Annotated in this window: 18 protein-coding genes; 14 read left to right on the top strand and 4 right to left on the bottom strand. The window is 65.5% G+C overall.

Going from position 1 to position 19,053, the window contains the following annotated elements:
* The first annotated feature begins 73 nt into the window (after positions 1-73).
* From QQK25_RS07830 to QQK25_RS07815, 4 genes are all read left to right on the top strand, one after another.
* The gene (locus QQK25_RS07830; RefSeq protein WP_284187440.1) at positions 74-1,672 is read left to right on the top strand and encodes an SAVED domain-containing protein; all 1,599 of its coding nucleotides are present in this window, start codon (positions 74-76) and stop codon (positions 1,670-1,672) included.
* A 13-nt stretch (positions 1,673-1,685) separates the two neighbouring features.
* A complete protein-coding gene (locus QQK25_RS07825; RefSeq protein ID WP_284187439.1) occupies positions 1,686-2,969 on the top strand; it encodes a nucleotidyltransferase domain-containing protein in 1,284 nt (427 codons plus the stop codon).
* Between the two features lie 9 nt (positions 2,970-2,978).
* On the top strand, positions 2,979-4,658 hold the full coding sequence (locus QQK25_RS07820; RefSeq protein WP_284187438.1) for a ThiF family adenylyltransferase: 1,680 nt from the start codon (positions 2,979-2,981) through the stop codon (positions 4,656-4,658).
* A 68-nt stretch (positions 4,659-4,726) separates the two neighbouring features.
* A complete protein-coding gene (locus QQK25_RS07815) occupies positions 4,727-5,170 on the top strand; it encodes a Mov34/MPN/PAD-1 family protein (protein ID WP_368736549.1) in 444 nt (147 codons plus the stop codon).
* A 360-nt stretch (positions 5,171-5,530) separates the two neighbouring features.
* On the opposite strand, the gene QQK25_RS07810 is transcribed toward QQK25_RS07815, so the two are convergent.
* On the bottom strand, positions 5,531-6,706 hold the full coding sequence (locus QQK25_RS07810) for an MFS transporter (RefSeq protein WP_284187481.1): 1,176 nt from the start codon (positions 6,704-6,706) through the stop codon (positions 5,531-5,533).
* A 90-nt stretch (positions 6,707-6,796) separates the two neighbouring features.
* On the opposite strand from QQK25_RS07810, the gene uvrA reads away from it, so the two are divergent.
* The 4 genes from uvrA (at position 6,797) to lgt (ending at position 12,159) form a co-directional block, all read left to right on the top strand.
* The gene (uvrA, locus tag QQK25_RS07805) at positions 6,797-9,622 is read left to right on the top strand and encodes an excinuclease ABC subunit UvrA (RefSeq protein WP_284187436.1); all 2,826 of its coding nucleotides are present in this window, start codon (positions 6,797-6,799) and stop codon (positions 9,620-9,622) included.
* A 9-nt stretch (positions 9,623-9,631) separates the two neighbouring features.
* Positions 9,632-10,540, top strand: a complete 909-nt coding sequence (locus tag QQK25_RS07800) for a DUF1186 domain-containing protein (RefSeq protein ID WP_284187435.1) — start codon at positions 9,632-9,634, stop codon at positions 10,538-10,540.
* 81 nt (positions 10,541-10,621) lie between these two features.
* Positions 10,622-11,296: a YceH family protein gene (locus tag QQK25_RS07795; RefSeq protein WP_284187434.1), complete on the top strand. Its 675-nt coding sequence runs from the start codon at positions 10,622-10,624 to the stop codon at positions 11,294-11,296.
* A 77-nt stretch (positions 11,297-11,373) separates the two neighbouring features.
* Positions 11,374-12,159: a prolipoprotein diacylglyceryl transferase gene (lgt, locus tag QQK25_RS07790; RefSeq protein WP_284187433.1), complete on the top strand. Its 786-nt coding sequence runs from the start codon at positions 11,374-11,376 to the stop codon at positions 12,157-12,159.
* Between the two features lie 6 nt (positions 12,160-12,165).
* Here the strand turns inward: lgt and QQK25_RS07785 are convergent, their stop codons facing one another.
* Both QQK25_RS07785 and QQK25_RS07780 read right to left on the bottom strand, forming a co-directional pair.
* Positions 12,166-12,489: an AzlD domain-containing protein gene (locus tag QQK25_RS07785; RefSeq protein WP_284187432.1), complete on the bottom strand. Its 324-nt coding sequence runs from the start codon at positions 12,487-12,489 to the stop codon at positions 12,166-12,168.
* Positions 12,486-13,190, bottom strand: a complete 705-nt coding sequence (locus QQK25_RS07780; RefSeq protein ID WP_284187431.1) for an AzlC family ABC transporter permease — start codon at positions 13,188-13,190, stop codon at positions 12,486-12,488. The genes QQK25_RS07785 and QQK25_RS07780 overlap by 4 nt, the downstream gene beginning before the upstream one ends.
* 153 nt (positions 13,191-13,343) lie before the next feature.
* On the opposite strand from QQK25_RS07780, the gene QQK25_RS07775 reads away from it, so the two are divergent.
* The 5 genes from QQK25_RS07775 to QQK25_RS07755 all read left to right on the top strand — a co-directional run bounded on the left by QQK25_RS07775 (position 13,344) and on the right by QQK25_RS07755 (position 17,674).
* The gene (locus tag QQK25_RS07775; protein WP_284187430.1) at positions 13,344-14,165 is read left to right on the top strand and encodes a substrate-binding periplasmic protein; all 822 of its coding nucleotides are present in this window, start codon (positions 13,344-13,346) and stop codon (positions 14,163-14,165) included.
* On the top strand, positions 14,162-15,649 hold the full coding sequence (locus QQK25_RS07770) for a CHASE domain-containing protein (RefSeq protein WP_284187429.1): 1,488 nt from the start codon (positions 14,162-14,164) through the stop codon (positions 15,647-15,649). Before QQK25_RS07775 ends, QQK25_RS07770 begins: the two co-directional genes overlap by 4 nt.
* A 9-nt stretch (positions 15,650-15,658) precedes the next feature.
* Positions 15,659-16,300 carry a trimeric intracellular cation channel family protein gene (locus QQK25_RS07765; RefSeq protein ID WP_284187428.1) on the top strand — a complete coding sequence of 214 codons (642 nt, stop codon included), beginning with the start codon at positions 15,659-15,661 and terminating at the stop codon, positions 16,298-16,300.
* 72 nt (positions 16,301-16,372) lie between these two features.
* A complete protein-coding gene (locus QQK25_RS07760) occupies positions 16,373-16,780 on the top strand; it encodes an OsmC family protein (protein ID WP_284187427.1) in 408 nt (135 codons plus the stop codon).
* A gap of 15 nt (positions 16,781-16,795) precedes the next feature.
* Complete coding sequence (locus QQK25_RS07755; RefSeq protein WP_284187426.1) at positions 16,796-17,674, top strand: pirin family protein; 879 nt, start codon at positions 16,796-16,798, stop codon at positions 17,672-17,674.
* Here the strand turns inward: QQK25_RS07755 and QQK25_RS07750 are convergent.
* Entirely contained in the window at positions 17,671-18,624 is a 954-nt protein-coding gene (locus tag QQK25_RS07750; protein ID WP_306664080.1) for a VTT domain-containing protein, read from the bottom strand. The two genes, QQK25_RS07755 and QQK25_RS07750, sit on opposite strands and share 4 nt — an antisense overlap.
* 126 nt (positions 18,625-18,750) lie before the next feature.
* Between QQK25_RS07750 and QQK25_RS07745 the strand changes: the two genes are divergently transcribed.
* Positions 18,751-19,053: hypothetical protein (locus QQK25_RS07745; RefSeq protein WP_284187425.1), on the top strand; the 303-nt coding region annotated here is incomplete at its 3' end.

Raw genomic sequence — 19,053 nt, 5'->3', positions numbered from 1 at the left:
TTGAAATCACATCACCCGACCACATGTGGGTTGTTTCCAGCTAGTAGCGGTCGCAAAGAGAACGAATAACAACATGACGAACGCTCTACTGCCAGCAATTCAAGTAAATCCAACCCCCGCGCCGGACAACCTAGCAGATCAAGAACTTGCCACTTGGCTTGACGCCTGCTGGAGGGCGAACCGCCGAGTGGGTTATCTGCACGGTTCTTATCTCTGCAAGGTCGCAGATCTGTCCGACCCGAACCTAACCCTTCATCCTGCTGATCCGGAAAATGAAACAAAAAAGGTTCTCAAGAAGCTGGTGACCCGTAGCCTCCTGCAGCATCTCGAATTGCCCCAAACCACCCTGGCACATGCGCGCACTATCGATCCTTCCTGGATATTGTTTCCGGTGGATTCTCCTATTGCGGTAAACGGCTTAGTTGATATGCGCCAGGAGCTTCTAGGGCGCATCGCAGGACGAGGACAAGATATCACGCCCCAAACAGCCCAGCGAGTCTGGTCAGATGCCGGCGCACGGTGCATGTTTGAGGGCTGCGCAAGGGATTTGTCGCATGTGCCGTTTTACAAGGGGTCGGCTCGTGTTGGGTACCTCGCCCACATCATCGCATCTGATCCACGCGGTCCTCGGGGCTCGGCAACGGAGTCCCATCAGCGCTCCAATGACCCGGATAACGTAATGTTATTGTGCGACGAGCATCACCGCTTGATTGACTCATTCGCGCCCGACCAGTACCCGGCCGATATGCTCTACGCCATGCGTCAATCCCACCGGGATTTAGTCCGCAGCTATCTGGACTCTCTCGCCTTTCCTCGCGCCAAAGCGCTTACATTACACGCTAACCTGGCCCAGGTTCCAACTTATTTTCAAGAATCCGAATTTATCGAGGCCATCCTGGCAACGGGGCGCGCCATGCAACCCGGCGTGCTTCATTACATACGCCGCACCACACAACGGGATGAGCGAAATACCCCCGGATTTTGGGCTAATTATCTCCGGGAGCACGAAAGCCATATCCGGCAATTGGTGAGTAGCTTCAACGATCCTGGTATATCTGGAGCGGAGGAGTTCGCGGTCTTCCCGCTTCACCACATTGCAACAATGGTCCTGGCCGGCCGCATTATGGGTGAGGCACGTGCTATTCAAGTATTCCAGTACCACCGTCAACGAGCCACCTGGGCCTGGGACCCGAACACTAGCCCTCTTCCCGCCAATACGTTCAGTGTCAATGCGTTGCCGACCAATCGGAGCGACGAAGTTCTCATCACCCTTGAGCTGACGGCTCGAATCGATGACGAAGCAATGCCTGCCGAACTGGCGCCAAAAATTGCTGGGGGCAGCCTACCCTGGCTACGTATTACGCTTCAGAGTCCCCGCTTCGATTGCATAAGTCACCCCGCCGACCTCGATCAGTTCTCTCATGTAGCCAGGAAGACAATCAATCATGTTCAAGACGTGATGCGGGCACGAAAGGCACACCTGATCGCAATCAGCCCACCAAGTACTGTTTTCCGTTTCGGCCAGATGCTCCAAGCCGGCCATCACCCTGAATACATTATTTACGACCGAGCTGGCCGAAACGATAAGTTCGTCCCGGCATTTTCGATAACTGGTCATGACGTGTCTGCAAGCTGCGACGACGGACGGCCTATCACCATCTCCATCCGGTAAGGAGCGCGACACAATGACCCTCACGAAAAGTGCAGCTTTGGTACAACATGCCGAACGCAACCGCCCGGTGCGCTTCGCCGAATCCGTCGCGTCTTTGACCGCATTGCGGAAAGGACTCGCCATGGATTCCGGGGCTGAGGTTCTGCTTGCGTACAGCCCATGGGCCAGGGCATTAAACGAGGCCAACCTCCATATCACCGTACGCCCAGAGGAAATCGCCGAAGCCGCGGATGCCTATAACGAGGTGGCCAAGCATCTGGTTGAAAAGCTGCACTGGCCAGATCAGGCGATCAAGATTCTGCCGCAGGGGTCGGCAAGTACTCAGACGCTAATCCGCTCCCCAAATGCTAATGAGAAGTTCGACATTGATGCCGTGTGCCGGGTAGATATTTCCCGTGTCGCGGCCCGGGACCCCATGGGATTCTTTCAGACAATCGGCGAGGCGCTGGAAGAACTTGAGGCAACGGCCAAGAAGCGCTGCTGGAACATTCCTTTCATCAAGAGGCCCTTTTATCTTGAATTCACCCCCTCGGTCCCACTAGATACGGTGCCCCCGCAGACTCTAGATGTGATGGCCCCTAGGTACCGTGCTGCGCCGGAATATCGTAGCACCGCTCTCGCCGTGGTCGATTGCCCGACTGAGAAATGGAAAACTTCGAATCCTGAAGGCATCACGAAGTGGCTCGATGACACGGCCAAGTTGCCACTCATCCGTCAGGTGGTAATGGAGGCCGCTTTTACAAAGGCGGCTGCCGACATTGCACCGGTCCCGGGGCAGGAAGTAGAAATCACCGATACGCTGCGGGTCGCCATCCGACTTTTCAAGCGCCACCGGGACATCTGCGTGCGCCGCGGCATTATTGAGGCCGAATTCAAGCCGATCTCGATCATCATCGTCACGCTTCTCACTACGTGCTACCGCGGCCTCGCCGAACTCGGCCGCTCGTTCGAGCATCCTGTGGAGGTGTTAACCGAACTCGCCTCACTCATGCCCCACTTGATCTTGAAGCTGAATGGCGACTACCGCGTAGACAATCCGACCGTCGAAGGTGAGAACTTCGCGGAACGTTGGAATCAGGATGACGGGGAGCGCTACGAGGCCTTCGTAACTTGGTGTGAGACTCTTGCGGCCGATCTAAAGCTGATCCTTGAATCCACGGATCATCAGCAGATTTCGAAGCGTGTCAGGGAAGCATTCGGGATTCCCCCCGCACGAGCAGAATCTGACGATACAGGCCTCTCGGTAATCAGTCGCCGGCCGCCTCCTGCAGTTGCACGTACGCCAGGTCTGGCATAAGGTTCCCTGGTGGGTTTGGATCTGCACCGCGTCCACCAGGATTTCCCCGACCTTGACCAGACCCCTTTAAGTCGTGGAGGAGGCGCCACCGCTTATCGGCTCCAGCTTCCACCGTTTAAGTCAGGCCGGGAGTTCGAATGGGCGGAATTGCGTTTACCCAAAGGCTTTCCGCAGCATCAGCGAGCCCAAATCGTTCTTTCCCCCGATGCAGTTCTGCGGATACCGCATTTGGACAGCGCAGGTGTTCTTTGCACCCAAGGAGATCCTGGCCCAGCGCAAGGCCACTCATCCGAAGAGCGTATCTTGCTGCTCCTGCAGGCCTACCAAGAACAGTTTCTAGAGCCATGGCTTATGGGTGCTCTAGATGATCATTTTGCTGGCGAAGCCTTGAACTATTGGTTTATCAAGGTCGCCAGGACCCGTTCACATCGTGATCCAGTGCGCGCCGTCTGGGCCGTTGATCAATGTCCCTCCCGCGCCACAGTGCGGGAGGGCGTTCTGTTGGTTCCAGAACGCATTGTTATTGCCGCCGATGAAGATCTTCCTATTACCGGACGGCTTGTTCAGACCATGGGCAAGCGCGCAAGCCAACGTATTCGAGTACTGATTGCCGACATACCGATTGCCCATACACTGACGCCTTCGACTTGGCCACAGACGGCATCCGATTTGGATAGACTGCTCAACGGACGACTTCGCCCCACTCAACGACAGCAGTTCCGGCATCCTCTCAGCCGGCGTGGCCGCAGCATCCATCGTATTGTCTTGTTACGTAATTCTGAGGGCGCTTTTGCCTACTTGCTACCGGGCGGCCCCGCCACAGTAGTTGATCTCGGTATCAGTAAGAAGACCTATCCTCCCCATAAAACCCCTTTGCCCCTCGATGTTTCGCGTCTTGACCCTTCTTGGACTGTCGGTAGGGACCAGCATCCAGAAGTCTCCGAACGCCAAGGCAAACACGTCCTGGTCTTTGGAGCAGGAGCGCTGGGAAGCCCTGTAGTAGACCATCTAGCGAAGGCTGGAATTGGCTTCATTACGCTGGTTGATCCGGAAATTCTTGTCCCTGCAAACATCGGACGGCATTTACTTGGGGCGGATTCTATCGGCATAAAAAAGGCTGTCGCACTTGCTCAGCGCGTCAATCTCGGATACCCCGCTTCGGTTGTTACACCCGTTGCAACCAACGCCGAACAATGGCTAGCCAAAAATTCCTTGAGTGGAGTGGACGTCATCCTTGATCTGACAGGAGAGCCGGATGTTCGTTGGCATATTGATCACGCTCGGACCAGCTCTCCATGTCCGTTACTCATCGGTTGGATGGAGCCCTACGTGGCAGCAGCACACGCCTGCATGCTGCCTTCGGAAACCCCATGGATACAAGGCTCATCGGATTTGATGAAGGACCTCGAGGCAATCACCTGGCCAGATGAGATTATGCGACAGGAGCCTGGTTGTAGCAGCAGATTCCAGAGTTACACTGCAGCAGCAGCCGCCCACGCAGTAGCGCTGATTGTGGAGAATGCACTGCAACTCATCGATGGCAACAGTGGTGACTCACCTTCAAGAATTGTGAGCTGGGTTCGTGGTCAGCGGTTCCTGGACAAACACTGGCCCGGCTTAGTACTCCGGACGTGGGCCAAAGACGCAGCTCCACACGATGGCCTTACAATGGAACGCCCTTTCCCGTGACGATCCGAATTTTCTTTGATAACGCTTTCACCCACTACGTCCTCTTTACCTCCGATGCGCTAGCCTACATGTACGCCCACACCCAGCGTAGACTATGGCAAAAGGAGGCAGGAGGAGAGCTATTCGCCTACGACCCCGATGCATCCGGTCTGGTGATCGCCGCTGCCACCGGCCCAAATCCAGATGATCGCCGTAGCCGATGCTCATGGAATCCGGATACATCAGCAGCCGACCGAGACCGTCAGAAGCAGTATATGTACGGTCGACATGCTGTAGGCTTGTGGCATACCCATCCTGAACCAGTTCCATCTCCCTCTGGTCGAGACCGGAGAACGACCCAAGACTACCTTGAGGCGTTCCATGGAGAAAGAAAAAAATACCTAATGGTTACTCTCGGCAATAGGGGCAACCCGCCAAACATGGCGGTATGGGCCGCCAGCTACGCGCCCCAAAGCCCTTGGATAGAAATGGTAGAAACTACCGTATCAAGCACATTTGCGCGATTCGCCTAGAACCCACACCCGAGACGATACTTATTCACGATAGTTCAGTGCACAGGTTCTTTCTGTGCATGGGATACAGCCGGAGAATGACTCGAGCTCGGATCGATATAAAAATAATATATTGCTGTAAATCGCTGCCCAAAACGGCAATTGCTGTTTTTACGACAATGGACAGCAATGCCGAGAAAGGTAGCCAATGGTGCTTTCGTCCCGCGATTGACAAAAATAATGTCCACGGAAATTAAGAAGCACCATCCTTCAAGCAAACTGACAAAAAATATTGTCTACAACCATTTTCTAACAGGTTGATTTGTTTAGGGCCAGACTGACATTAGTTATTGTCTACTGGCAAAAATTCGGTTGGGGCGGTCAGGCCGCGGCGGCCACGCGACGGGCCGGGGGCGGCGCCATGCCGCTGGCGAGGATCAGCCACGCCACGGCCAGCCCGCAGCCCAGCAGCGACACCGCGCCGGGCCCGACGTGCTGGGCCAGCCAGCCGCCCAGGGCGCCGCCGACGAACAGCCCGACGGACTGCAGCGTGTTGTACACCCCCAGCGCCGTGCCCTTGGCGTGGGCCGGGGCGATCTTGGAAATCCACGACGGCTGGGTGGCCTCCAGCACATTGAATGCCACGAAGAACAGCGTCAAAAGGATCGCCAGCGGCCACATCCCGGCGCTGCCTTCCACGTAAAGCCCGATCTGGACCACCAGCAGCAGGCCGATCGCGGCGTTGAAAATCGGTTTCATCTTGCCGCGCTTCTCGGCCACGATGATCGCCGGCACCATCACCACGAAGGACAGCAGCACCGCGGGCAGATAGACCTTCCAGTGCTCGGCGATGGGCAGCCCGGCGGCCACCAGCCCGGCCGGCACCAGCACCCACATGGCGGTCTGCATCAGGTGCAGGGCGAACACGCCGAAGTTGAGGCGCATCAGCTGCCCATTGGCGAGCACCTCGCTGAAGCGCCCCACGGCCCGCGGCACCGGCGGCGCGGCGGGCACGATGAAGACGATGGTGAAGATGGCCCCCACGGCCAGCGCGGCGGTAAGCCAGAACAGCCCGCTCATGCCGATCACCGCGTAGAGCAGCGGCGCGGCCACCATCGACACCGCAAACACCAGCCCGATCGACGAACCGATCATCGCCATCACCTTGGTGCGGTGCTGGTCGCGGGTGAGGTCGGCGGCGAGCGCGGTGACGGCCGCCGAGATGGCGCCGGCGCCCTGGAGCACGCGGCCGACGACCACCGTCTGCACATCCTGGGCCATGGCGGCGACCACGCTGCCGATCACGAACAGCAGCAGGCCGACGACGATCACCGGCTTGCGGCCGAAGCGGTCGGACGCGGCGCCGAAGGGAATCTGCAGGAAGGCCTGGGTGAGACCGTAGGCGCCGATGGCCATGCCGACCATCGCGGTGTTGTCGCCGCCGGGCATGCCGTGGGCGTGGACCGCGAACACCGGCAGGATCAGGAACAGGCCGAGCATGCGCAGCGCGAAGATCGCGGCCAGCGAAAGGCCGGCGCGGCGTTCGGCCGGGCTCATCTTGTCGTTGTCAGAGGAAGCCATGAAACGTGCTGCGTGGGGAGGGGCAAGAGGCGTATATTAACAGGTTGCCCAAACCCCGAACGCCCCATGGACGCCATCCGAATCCGCGGTGCCCGCACCCACAACCTCAAGAACATCGCCCTCGACATCCCGCGCAACCAGCTCACGGTGATCACCGGCCTGTCCGGGTCGGGCAAGAGCTCCCTGGCCTTCGACACCCTCTACGCCGAGGGCCAGCGCCGCTATGTCGAGTCGCTTTCGGCCTACGCCCGGCAGTTCCTGCAGCTGATGGAAAAGCCCGACGTGGATCTGATCGAAGGCCTGTCGCCGGCGATCTCCATCGAGCAGAAGGCCACCAGCCACAACCCGCGCTCCACCGTCGGCACCGTCACCGAGATCCACGACTACCTGCGCCTGCTCTACGCCCGCGCCGGCACGCCCCACTGTCCGGACCACCCCGAGCACGCGCTGGAAGCCCAGAGCGTCTCCCAGATGGTCGACGCCGTGCTGGCGCTGCCCGAAGAAACCAAGCTGATGATCGTCGCGCCGGTCATCTCGGGCCGCAAAGGCGAGCAGGCCGACCTGTTCTCCGAGCTGCGCGCCCAGGGCTTCGTGCGGGTGCGCGTCGATGGCGTGGTGCACGAGATCGACGCCCTGCCGCCCCTCGACAAAAACCGCCGCCACAACGTGGAGGTGGTCGTCGACCGCCTCAAGGTGCGCCAGGACCTGCGCGGGCGCATCGCCGAATCCTTCGAGACCGCCCTCACCCACGCCGAGGGCCGCGCCATCGCCGTGGAGATGGACACCGGCACCGAGCACCTGTTCTCCGCCAAGTTCGCCTGCCCGGTGTGCAGCTTTGCGCTGGCCGAACTCGAACCGCGGCTGTTCTCCTTCAACAACCCGATGGGCGCCTGCCCCCGCTGCGACGGTCTCGGGCAGGTGGAGTTCTTCGATCCGGATCGCGTCGTGATCCACCCGGACCTGTCGCTGGCCTCCGGCGCCATCCGCGGCTGGGACCGCCGCAACCAGTTCTACTTCCAGCTCCTCGCCAGCCTCGCCGACCACTACAGCTTCGACATCGACACGCCCTTCGAAGCGCTGCCGGCGCAGATCCGCCACGTGGTGCTGCACGGCTCGGGCCGCGACAAGATCGCCTTCCGCTATCTCGCCGACGGCGGCAAGGCGGTGCTCAAGGAGCACGCCTTCGAGGGCATCATCCCCAACCTCGAACGCCGCTACCGCGAGACCGACTCCCTCGCCGTGCGCGAGGAGCTCGCCAAGTACCGGGCCAACTGCCCCTGCCCCAGCTGCCACGGCACCCGCCTGCGCACCGAGGCGCGCTTCGTGCTGATCGGCGAGCGCAACCTGTCGGAAGTCAGCCGCCTGCCGCTGGCCCACTGCAAGGCCTTCTTCGATGGCCTCAACATGACCGGCCAGCGCGCCCAGGTGGCCGAGAAGATCGTCAGCGAGATCTCCAGCCGGCTGCAGTTCCTCATCAACGTGGGGCTGGATTACCTGTCGCTCGACCGCTCCGCCGACACCCTTTCGGGCGGCGAAGCCCAGCGCATCCGCCTCGCCAGCCAGATCGGCTCCGGCCTCACCGGCGTGATGTACGTGCTCGACGAGCCCTCCATCGGCCTGCACCAGCGCGACAACGACCGCCTCCTCGAAACCCTGCGCCGCCTGCGCGACATGGGCAACACCGTGATCGTCGTCGAACACGACGAGGACGCCATCCGGATGGCCGACTACGTGGTGGACATGGGCCCCGGCGCCGGCGTGCATGGCGGCCAGGTGATCGCCGAGGGCAAGCCCGAAGACGTGGCCGCGCATCCGGATTCCCTCACCGGCGCATATCTCTCGGGCACCCGCTCCATCGCCGTGCCCGCCACCCGCCACCCGGCCGACCCGGAGCGCGTGCTGCGCATCGAGGGCGCCACCGGCAACAACCTGAAGGAAGTCAGCGTCGACATCCCGGTGGGGCTGTTCACCTGCGTCACCGGCGTCTCCGGCTCGGGCAAGAGCACGCTGATCAACGACACCCTCTACGCCCACGTGGCGCGCCACCTCAACGGCAGCAACGTCGAGGCCGCACCCTGCGCCGGCATCGAGGGGCTCGACCACTTCGACAAGATCATCAACGTCGATCAAAGCCCCATCGGCCGCACGCCCCGCTCCAACCCGGCCACCTACACCGGCCTGCTCACCCCGATCCGCGACCTGTTCTCCGGCGTGCCCGAAGCCAAGGCCCGCGGCTACGGCCCGGGGCGCTTCAGCTTCAACGTCAAGGGTGGCCGCTGCGAGGCCTGCCAGGGCGACGGCATGATCAAGGTGGAGATGCACTTCCTGCCCGACATGTACGTGCCCTGCGACATCTGCCACGGCAAGCGCTACAACCGCGAAACCCTGGAGATCCGCTACAAGGGCAAGACCATCTACGAGGTGCTCGAGATGACCGTCGAGCAGGCGCTGGACTTCTTCAGCGCCGTGCCCATCGTCGCCCGCAAGCTCGACACCCTGATGCAGGTCGGCCTCGGCTACATCCGCCTCGGCCAGAGCGCCACCACGCTCTCCGGCGGCGAGGCCCAGCGGGTCAAGCTGGCGCTCGAGCTCTCCAAGCGCGACACCGGCCGAACCCTCTACATCCTCGACGAGCCCACCACCGGCCTGCACTTCGCCGACATCGAGATGCTGCTCACCGTCCTCCACCGCCTGCGCGACCACGGCAACACCGTGGTGGTCATCGAGCACAACCTCGACGTCATCAAGACAGCCGACTGGCTCATCGACATGGGCCCGGAAGGCGGCAACGGCGGCGGCACGGTGGTCGGCACCGGCACGCCCGAAACCCTCGCCGCCAACCCCGCGAGCCACACCGGCCGCTACCTCGCCAAGCTCCTGGCGAAGCCCTGAAAGTCCGTCATGTCCGACATCTGGTCCGCCCTCCGCCCGCAGCTCGAAACCTTCACCGGCAGCCTGCCGCTCGCCGCCCTCGCCGAGGCCGACACCCACCGGGATGAACTCGCCCCGCAGCTGGTGGCCGAGCTCCAGCGCATCGCCGCCGACCCCACTGCCGCCGAAGCCGACGGCTACGTGCTGCATCTTTACGCGATGCTGCTCCTCGCCCGCTGGCGCGACAGCCGCGCCTACGCCCCGCTGACTGAACTCGGCCACCTGGACGAAGCCGCCATCGACGCCGTGTTCGGCCAGCTCGGCCACGCCAGCTACGGCCGGGCGCTCGCCTCCACCTGCGACGGCGACATCGCCCCGCTCACCGCCCTGGCCGACGACGCCGACGCCAGCGCCTGGGCCCGCTCGGCGGCGCTCGAGGCGCTCACCCTCGCCGCCGTCGAGCACCGCGCCCCCGCCGCGCCGGTGGCCGACTTCCTCGCCGATTTCGGCGCCCGCCAGGCCGAAGCCCTGCGCGGCAATCAGGACACCAGCGCCGACATCCAGCTGCTCGACCTGGTCGTCACCCACCTGGCCGACCTGGGCGCCACCGACTACCTGCCGGCCATCCACGAATGGTTCGCCGCCGGGCTGGTGGACGAAACCTTCGCCGACCCCGCCGACATCGAAGCCGACATCCACCGTCCCGCCGCCGAGCGCATCGCCGCCCTGCGCCGCGTCGGCCACGGGCTGATCGACGACGTGGCCCACGAGATCGCCGACTGGCCGGACATCTTCCACCTGCCGCCCGTCGCCCTGCGCCCCATTCCGCTGGGCGCCATCCGCGAACCGGTGCGCCGCGAGGAAGCCAAGGTCGGCCGCAACGACCCCTGCCCCTGCGGCAGCGGCCGCAAGTACAAGAAATGCCACGGCGCCACCTGATTCCCACCCCGGGCCGCTGTCATCGGGCCGACCACCCAGGTCGGCTATGATTGCGCCCTCGTCCGCCCCCGGAAGCTCGCCATGACCGACACTGCCCCCTCCGACACCCCCGCCGGCTTCGACCTCGACGACTTTGAAGTCCGCGTCCTCGCCGTGCTCATCGAAAAGGCCTTCGTCACCCCCGACACCTACCCCCTGTCGGTCAATGCGCTGGTCACCGGGTGCAACCAGCTCACCGGCCGCGAACCGGTGATGAGCCTCTCCGAATCCGCCGTGCTCGCCGCCCTCGACCGCCTCACCGAGCGCGGCCTCGTCAGCCAGCGCCACCAGGCCGGCGCCCGTGTTCCCAAGTGGGAACACCAGATCCGCCTGCGCCACTCGCTCACCCCGCCGATGCAGGCGGTGCTGGCCATCCTGATGCTGCGCGGCCCCCAGACCGTCGGCGAGATCCGCGCCCGCTGCGAGCGCATGCACGCCTTCGGCAGCCCGGCCGATGTCGAAGACGTGCTCGAACGCCTGGACGACAAGCAGCTCGCCATGCAGCTGCCCAAGGCCCCGGGCACCAAGGAAGCCCGCTACGCCCACCTGCTGTCGGGCGAAGCGGCGATCCCCCAGCACGCCTTCGACGCCGACACCGGCGGCGCGGCGCCCCGGGGCGGCCGGGTGGGCGAACTCGAAGAGGAAGTCCGCCGCCTGCGCCAGCAGCTCGAATGGCTCACCAACGAGTTCGAAGCCTTCCGCAAGCAGTTCCAGTGATTGCCGGCCCGGCGGCGGGAACCCCGCCGCCGCAGCGCGCTCTCACCGCCTGATCCAACCCGTAGCCGATCCAGCCCATGTTCGTCCATCCCCAGTTCGATCCCATCGCCATTGCCATCGGCCCCCTCGCGGTCCGCTGGTACGGCCTGATGTACCTGCTCGCCTTCATCCTCTTCGTGGTCCTCGGGCGCATCCACGCCCAGCGGCGGCCGGAGCTCGGCTGGACGCCCCAGCAGATCGACGACCTGCTGTTCTACGGCGTGCTGGGGGTGATCCTCGGCGGGCGGCTGGGCTACGTGCTGTTCTACAAGCCGGCCTACTACCTGGCCAACCCGGCCGAGATCATCGCCGTGTGGCAAGGCGGCATGGCCTTCCACGGGGGCTTCCTGGGTGTGCTGGTGGCCATGTGGCTGTTCGGGCGGCGCACCGGGCGCTCGTGGCTGGCCGTCACGGATTTCATCGCCCCGCTGGTGCCCCTGGGCCTGGCCGCCGGGCGGATGGGCAACTTCATCAACGGCGAGTTGGTCGGCCGCGTCACCGACGTGCCGTGGGCGATGATCTTCCCCCAGGTGGACGGCCTTCCCCGCCACCCGTCCCAGCTCTACCAGTTCGCCCTCGAAGGGCTCGCCCTGTTCGCCATCCTCTGGTGGTTCTCGGCCAAACCGCGGCCCCGCGGGCTGGTGTCGGCGGTCTTCCTGATCGGCTACGGCGCCTTCCGCTTCATCGCCGAATTCGGCCGCGAGCCGGACGACTTCCTCGGCCTGCTCACCTTCGGCATGTCCATGGGCCAGTGGCTGTCGCTGCCGATGATCCTCGCCGGCATCGGCATGGCGGTGTGGGCCAGCCGGCGCAAGGCCGACTGAGTTCACTCAGCCCGCCACCCAACGCAACCCCCACAGCACCGCCATTCCCGCCACGAAGGGCAGCCACGGGTTGCGTGAGGCGCGCGCCGCCAGCACCGCGGCAATCGCCGCGCCCAGCTTGGGGTTGAACACCTCCACCGCCCCCGCCACCAGCACCACGTCGGGCACCACGATGGCCGTCAGCGCCGCCGCCGGCGCATAGCGCAGGGCCCGCTGCACCACGTCGGGCAGGCTGGCCCGCTCGCCCAGCACGATGAAGCTGGCCCGGGGCAGCGTGGTCGCCAGCCCGATCAGCACGAAGATCAGCCACAGGCCCGCGTCGTCGCTCATCGCTGCGCCTCCCGCTCCTGCCAGTGCTCGGCCGCAAACCCCGCCGCGATCCCGCCGACGATCGCCACCATCACCCCCAGCTTCAGGGGCATGCCCCGCAGCACCACCGCCAGCACGCCGCCGGTGGCCGCCGAGACCAGCATCGGGCGCATCCGGGCCATCGGCACCAGAAGCACCAGCAATGCGATGCTGGCCATGAACTCCAGCGACCAGTTGCGCGGGATCGACCCCGCCGCCAGCACCCCCACCAGGGTGGACGTCTGCCACACCAGCGCGCACCACAGCGACGGCGCCAGATAGGCGCCCAGCCGCCACGCCGGATCGGGCTCCGTCCGCAGGCGCTCCAGCATGGTGGCGAACACCCCGTCGGTGAGCAGATAACCGCACAGCCAGCGCAGGCCCGGGCGACCGCCCGCCAGCGGCCTGGCCATCGCCGCGCTGAAGATCAGGAAACGCAGATTCACCACCAGCGCGGTGGCCACGATCAGCCACAGGGGCGCGCCCGCCACGATCAGCGGCAGGGTGCCCAGCTGCGCGGTGGCGCCAAAGACGATCAGGCTCATGCCCATCGCCTGCACGGTGGAAAACCCCGCGCCGACCATCGCCAGCCCGGTGACCAGCGCCCACGGGACCAACCCCACCGAAACCGGCAGACAGGCCCGGAAACCCACCCGCGCCCCGGCGCGAAAACTCGGAGACATGCCCTCTCCTGGTGCATGGAAAGCACCGAACTTAGCACGCTGGCCATCCGTTCGGCCTGCCTGTGACAAAGGAGGGACGCACGGCCCCAATCGCGCCTAGAATTCGGAAAAAGCGCACCGCAATAATAAAAACTCACCCCCGGAGAGCGATCCGTGAGAATCGAGAGCCTGCTGCGCCATTTTGCCCCGCTGGCCATGATGGCCTTGCTGGCCGTGGCGGGGGCAAGCAGCCCGCACGCCTTCGCCGGCGAACCGACCCGACCCGACTGTTCCCGCGCCTACACGCTGGCCCTGCACGAGCACGGCCTGCTGTATTCGCGCCAGACCGGCAAGGGCATCGACAAGGACATCGCGGACGAACTCGCCCGCCGCAGCGGCTGCCGGATCAACGTGGTGGTGATGCCCCGCGCCCGCATCTGGCAGCTCATCGAATCCGGCGGGCTGGATTTCAGCCTGTCGGGCATCACCAATCCCGCCCGCGACAGCTTTGCCGGCTTTGCCTGGTATTTCTCCAACAAGTATTACCTGCTGGTGCGTCGCGACGCCGGCGTCCAGCGGGTCACCGACTTTCCCCGCAACCCCCAGCTGCGCCTGGGCGCGATCCGCAGCTTCCGCTACAACCCCGGCGCCAACCGGCTGGTGGACGCGCTCGACGCCAGCCTGCGGGTGAGCTACGCCACCGGGCTCGCCCCGCTCTACGAGAACCTGCTGGCCGGCCAGATCCACGGCATGATCATCGAACCCTTCGACTACCCCGCCGTAGAGAGCGCCAGCCTGCGCGAGCAGACCACCATCCTCGAGTTCGACGACCCGCCGGTGCCCCACGGCCTGATCATGTCGCGCCTGGCCGTGCCGGCTGCCGATCAGGCCCGCTGGCGCGCGCTGATCGACCAGATGCGCGAGGACGGCACCGTCGAGCGGATCTTCGCCCAGTACTTCAAACCCGAGCTCGCCCGGGAGATGACACGATTTTGAAGACCCTCGGCCAACTCCGCGATCTGCTGCTGCCCATCGCCGTCGGGTTGTTCACCCTGACGGTGGTCGGCTGGCTGTGGTGGCACGAGCGGCAGAGCCTCGACGCCAACCTGCGTGCCGACTTCGACTTCAGCGTGCGCCTCGCCAGCACCCGCATCGAGCAGCGCGTCGCCAACTACGAGCAGATGCTGCGCGCCGCCCGCGGGCTGTTCGACGCTTCCGACCACGTGAGCCGCGACAACTTCAGCGCCTTCGTGGATTCCCTCACCCAGGGCGCCGAGTTCTCGGGCCTGCAGGCCTTCATGTACACCCGCTGGCAGGGCGAGGGGAAGGCCGCACCGATCCTCTACGTGGCCCCCGACAGCGCCGACAACCTCCCGGCCCTCGGCTACAACCTCCTCGACAACCCGGCCCGCCGGTCCGCCATGCTGCTGGCCCGGGATTCCGGCGAGATCGCCATCACCCCCCGGGTCAAGCTGCTCACCGACCAGCCCGACGGCCCCGCCGCCGTGGTCATCTACCTGGCCGTGTACGACCGCAACCTGCCCGTGGATAGCCCCGCCGCCCGCCAGGCCGCGCTGCGCGGCTGGGTGCACACCGCCTTCCGAATCCGCGACCTGATGGCCAGCCTCTACGGCGAAGGCATCCCCGGGGTGGCGATCCGCATCCACGACGGCGCCGTTGCCACCCCCGACAACCTCCTCTTCGAATCCCACCCCGGCGCCGACCAGCTACCGCCGCCGCGCTTCAGCACCACCGAATACATCAGCTTCCCCCAGCACAGCTGGACGCTGCAGATCCGCACCACGCCCACCTTCGAGGAGCGCCACAGCCGCCGCTCCGAGCACATCATCGCGGTGGCCGGGGGGTGTGGCAGCGTGCTGCTCGGGCTGTTCACCTGGCTGCTGGTCACCGGGCGGGCCCGCGCCCACGCCCGCGCCCAGGCCATGACCCGCGAACTGCGCGAGAGCGAGGAGCGGATGCGCCACATGGCCCAGCACGACCCGCTCACCCAGCTGCCCAACCGCGCCCTGTTCTCCGACCGCCTGCGCGCCGCCCTCGCCCGCGCCCGGCGCGACCGGGGCAGCGCCGGGCTGATGTTCGTCGATCTCGACCACTTCAAGGGCGTCAATGACGCCTGCGGCCACGCCGTGGGCGACAAGCTGCTGGTGGCCGCCTCGGCCCGGATGCGCGACTGTCTGCGCGAATCCGACACCCTGGCGCGCATCGGCGGCGACGAGTTCGTGGTGCTGCTGCCGCGCATCGACGACCGCACAGACGCCGAGCTGGTGGCAGGCCGCATCCGCGCAGCCCTCGCCCAGCCCTTCGCCATCGACGGCCGCGAGCTCTCCATCTCCGCCTCCATCGGCATCGGCATCTTCCCCGAGCACGGCGCCGACGACGTGAGCCTCATGAAGAGCGCCGACGACGCGATGTACAGGGCCAAGGACATTGGCCGCGACCAGCTCGTCTTCGCCGACTGAGCCACCCCCATGCCCGCCAGCGCCTTCCAGATCCCGGTCTACTTCGACTACCTCGCCACCTTTGCGTGGGCACTGTCGGGCGCCGTGGTGGCCCTGCGCAAGCGCCAGGACATCGTCGGGGTGTTCGTGCTGGCGCTGCTCACCTCCATGGGCGGCAGCATCCTGCGCGACGGCGTCTTCCTGCAGCGCACGCCCCCCGTGCTCACCGATCCGGTCTACCTGCCGCTGATCCTCACCGCCACCCTGCTGGTGGCGCTGCTGCGCCGGCGCATCGCCCACCTGCCGGTGGTGAACCGCCTGGTGGGCACCATCGACGCCTTCGGCACGCCGGCCTTTGCGGTGGTCGGCATGCAGCTCGCCCTCGGCGCCGCCATCCCGCTGCCCGGCGTGGTGCTGGTGGGTGCGGTGAGTGGCGTGGGCGGCGGCGTGCTGCGCGACATGATCGTGCGCGAAGTGCCCTTCATCCTGCAGCCGGGCCAGTTCTCGGCGCTGATCGTGCTGCTCGCCTGCGCCGTCTTCCTGGGGCTCACCCTCGCCGCCGGGCTGGCCGCCGAGGTCGCCGCCTGGACGACCATCGGCGTCGCCTTCGTCGCCCGCATGCTCACCATCCGCTTCGACTGGCGCACCCGCCCGCTGCTGGACGCCGACTGAACCTCGGCCCGGCCCCGCCGGTCGGAGTGGACACGGCCCCCCATCCGGCGGGCTGCCAACCTGGGAGCCATCATGTCCGGAAAGCCCTCCGTCACCGCCGTCCTCCACGACACGCCCTACCTTGTCAGCTTCACCGACGACCTCGGCCACACCTGGCAGGCCGACGAGCCCAGCGACGTGGGCGGCGGCAACACCGCCCCGCCCCCCGACCGCCTGATCCTCGCCGGGCTGGGCGCATGCACTGCGATCACCGTGCGCATGGTGGCCACCCGCAAACAGATTCCCCTCACCGGCGTACGCGTCGAGCTGGCCCTCAACCCCGACGGCAAGCCCGAAACCGGTAACGACATCGCCCGGCAGATCTTCCTTGAAGGCGAGCTCACCGACGAGCAGCGCGCCCAGCTGCTGAAGATCGCCAACGCCTGCCCGATGCACAAGCTGCTGACCGGCGAAGTGCGCGTCCAGACCACCCTTGCCTGAACCCGGAGCGCCGTCATGAGCCCCATCGAACTGATCCTCCCCCGCGCCGCCGACCTGGGCGAAGGCATGATCGTCCGCCGCGCCCTGCCCACCCGCCAGCGCCGCATGGTAGGCGCCTGGTGTTTTCTCGACCACGCCGGCCCGGTGGATTTTGCCCCCGGCGGCGGCATGCACGTGGGCGCCCATCCCCACACCTGCCTGCAGACCTTCACCTGGCTCATCGACGGGGAGGTGCTGCACCGGGACAGCCTGGGCCACGAGCAGTGGATCCGCCCCGGCCAGGTCAACCTGATGACCGCCGGCCACGGCATCGTGCACACCGAAGACAGCGCCTCCGACGCCCGCCGGCTCCACGCCGCCCAGCTGTGGATCGCCCTGCCGCCCGAGCTGGCCGACTGCCCGCCGGCCTTCGAGCACTACCCAAACCTGCCCCGCTGGAACGACGCCGGCTGCACCCTCACCCTGCTGGCCGGGCGCTTTGGCGGGCGCGAATCCCCCGCGCGCATCCACACCCCGCTGGTGGGCATGGACCTCCTCGCCAGCCAGGATGCGCAGCTTGCCCTGCCCCTCGACCCGAGCTTTGAATACGGCCTGCTGCCGCTGGAAGGCAGCATGGACATCGCCGGCCAGCACTTCGCCACCGACGAGTTCGCCTACCTCCCGCCGGGGCGCGAGCGGATCACCCTCGATCTCACCGCCGGCAGCCGCATCCTGCTGGTGGGCGGCGAACCCTTCGGCGAGCCGGTGACCATGTGGTGGAATTTCGTCGGCCACGACAAGGCCGCCATCGCCCAGGCCCAGCGCGATTGGGAAAGTGGAGACGCCCGCTTCGGGCCGGTGAAGGAGGGCGAAGACCGACGCCTCGTCGCGCCGCCCCTGCCCTGGACGGTTTAGCGTTCGGGCTGATCCAGCCCGCCGGCGGCCAGCCAGGCTTCATAGCCCCCGGCCAGCGCCCGCACCGACAGATAACCGTCACCCAGCAGGCGCCGCGCCGCCTGGATCGCCCCGGCGTCCTCGGGGCAGGCGCACAGGGTGACGATGGGCGCGTCCTTCGGCCAGTCACCCAGGGCATCCGCCAGCCTGTCGTGCTCGGCCACCCGCGCGACGGGGATGGGGCCCAGCTCGGCCACCATCGAGGCACCGCGCAGATCGAGGATCAGCGGACTCACCCCGGCGTCGATCTGGGCCAGCAGGTCCGCCGGCGTCACCATCGGCACCTGCAGGCGGCGGAAGCGGTATTTCTGCCACAGCTTCCAGCCCAGCCACACCGCCGCCAGCCCCAGCGCCACCCCCACCGCGCGGCCCGCATTGGCCTCCAGCCCGTCGATCAGGGCCTGCACCGTTTCCTTCATCAGCCAGCCGGCACCCAGCGCGAGCCCAGCCCACAGCCCCGCGCCCACCGCCGCCGCCAGCAGGAAGCCCGTGCGCGCCATGCGCAGCGCCCCGGCAATCGGCGGCGCGACGGTCGAAAAACCCGGCACGAACTTCGCCACCACCAGCGACGACAGGCCCCAGCGCACGAAGCGCGCCTCCGTCTGGCTCACGCACGAGGCCGGATTGATCGACAACCGGCACAGCCCGGCCAGCACCCGGTAGCCAAAGCGCCGCCCCGCCGCATACCAGATCGCATCGGCGATCACCGACGCCACGATCGCCGCCGCCAGCACCCTGCCCAGCGCCCACGGGCTGGCCGCCAGGCTGCCGGCCACCAGCAGCGTCGGCACCGCCGGCACCGGCAGGCCGATCTGCTGGAGCAGCACGTTCATGAAGACGAGGGCGACCGCATCGTGTTCGAGGGTCTGGCGAAGCTGGGCGATGTCCATGGCCCAAGCATCGCACGCCACGGCTACCCGCCGCAGCTACGGAAAACCCGCGCCCCGGGGCTGGCTGGGGTGAAGGCGGAACCCGCTCACGGGTGGGGGGAAGCAGTTCGCGGCCGGGCGGAGCAGGTTCACGCCAGACTTGAACCTGTGGAACGTAAACCTGAACAGGTTCAACCCGCACTTGAACCCGTTCAAGTCGAAGATGAAGCAGTTCAACCCAAGGCAGAACGCGTCTCCCCCGGACTTGAACGGGTTCAACTTTTAGCGGGGCCGGTTCAGGTCAAAGATGAAGCAGTTCCACGCCGACTTGAACCGGATCAACCCGAAGGTGAACGTGTTCATCTCCAACCTGAGAGCCTGTCCGAATTTTTGTGTTTGAGGCATAACGTAGTCCCGGAAAGGAATGGTTATGCCAAGGAAGAAACAGAAACAGCCGCTGCCTGCGGTTGC

Source organism: Zoogloea oryzae (genome assembly GCF_030161255.1).
Lineage (GTDB): Bacteria > Pseudomonadota > Gammaproteobacteria > Burkholderiales > Rhodocyclaceae > Zoogloea > Zoogloea oryzae.
The sequence above is the reverse complement of the archived record's forward strand: the minus strand, read 5'-3'. Positions and strand labels throughout refer to the sequence as shown.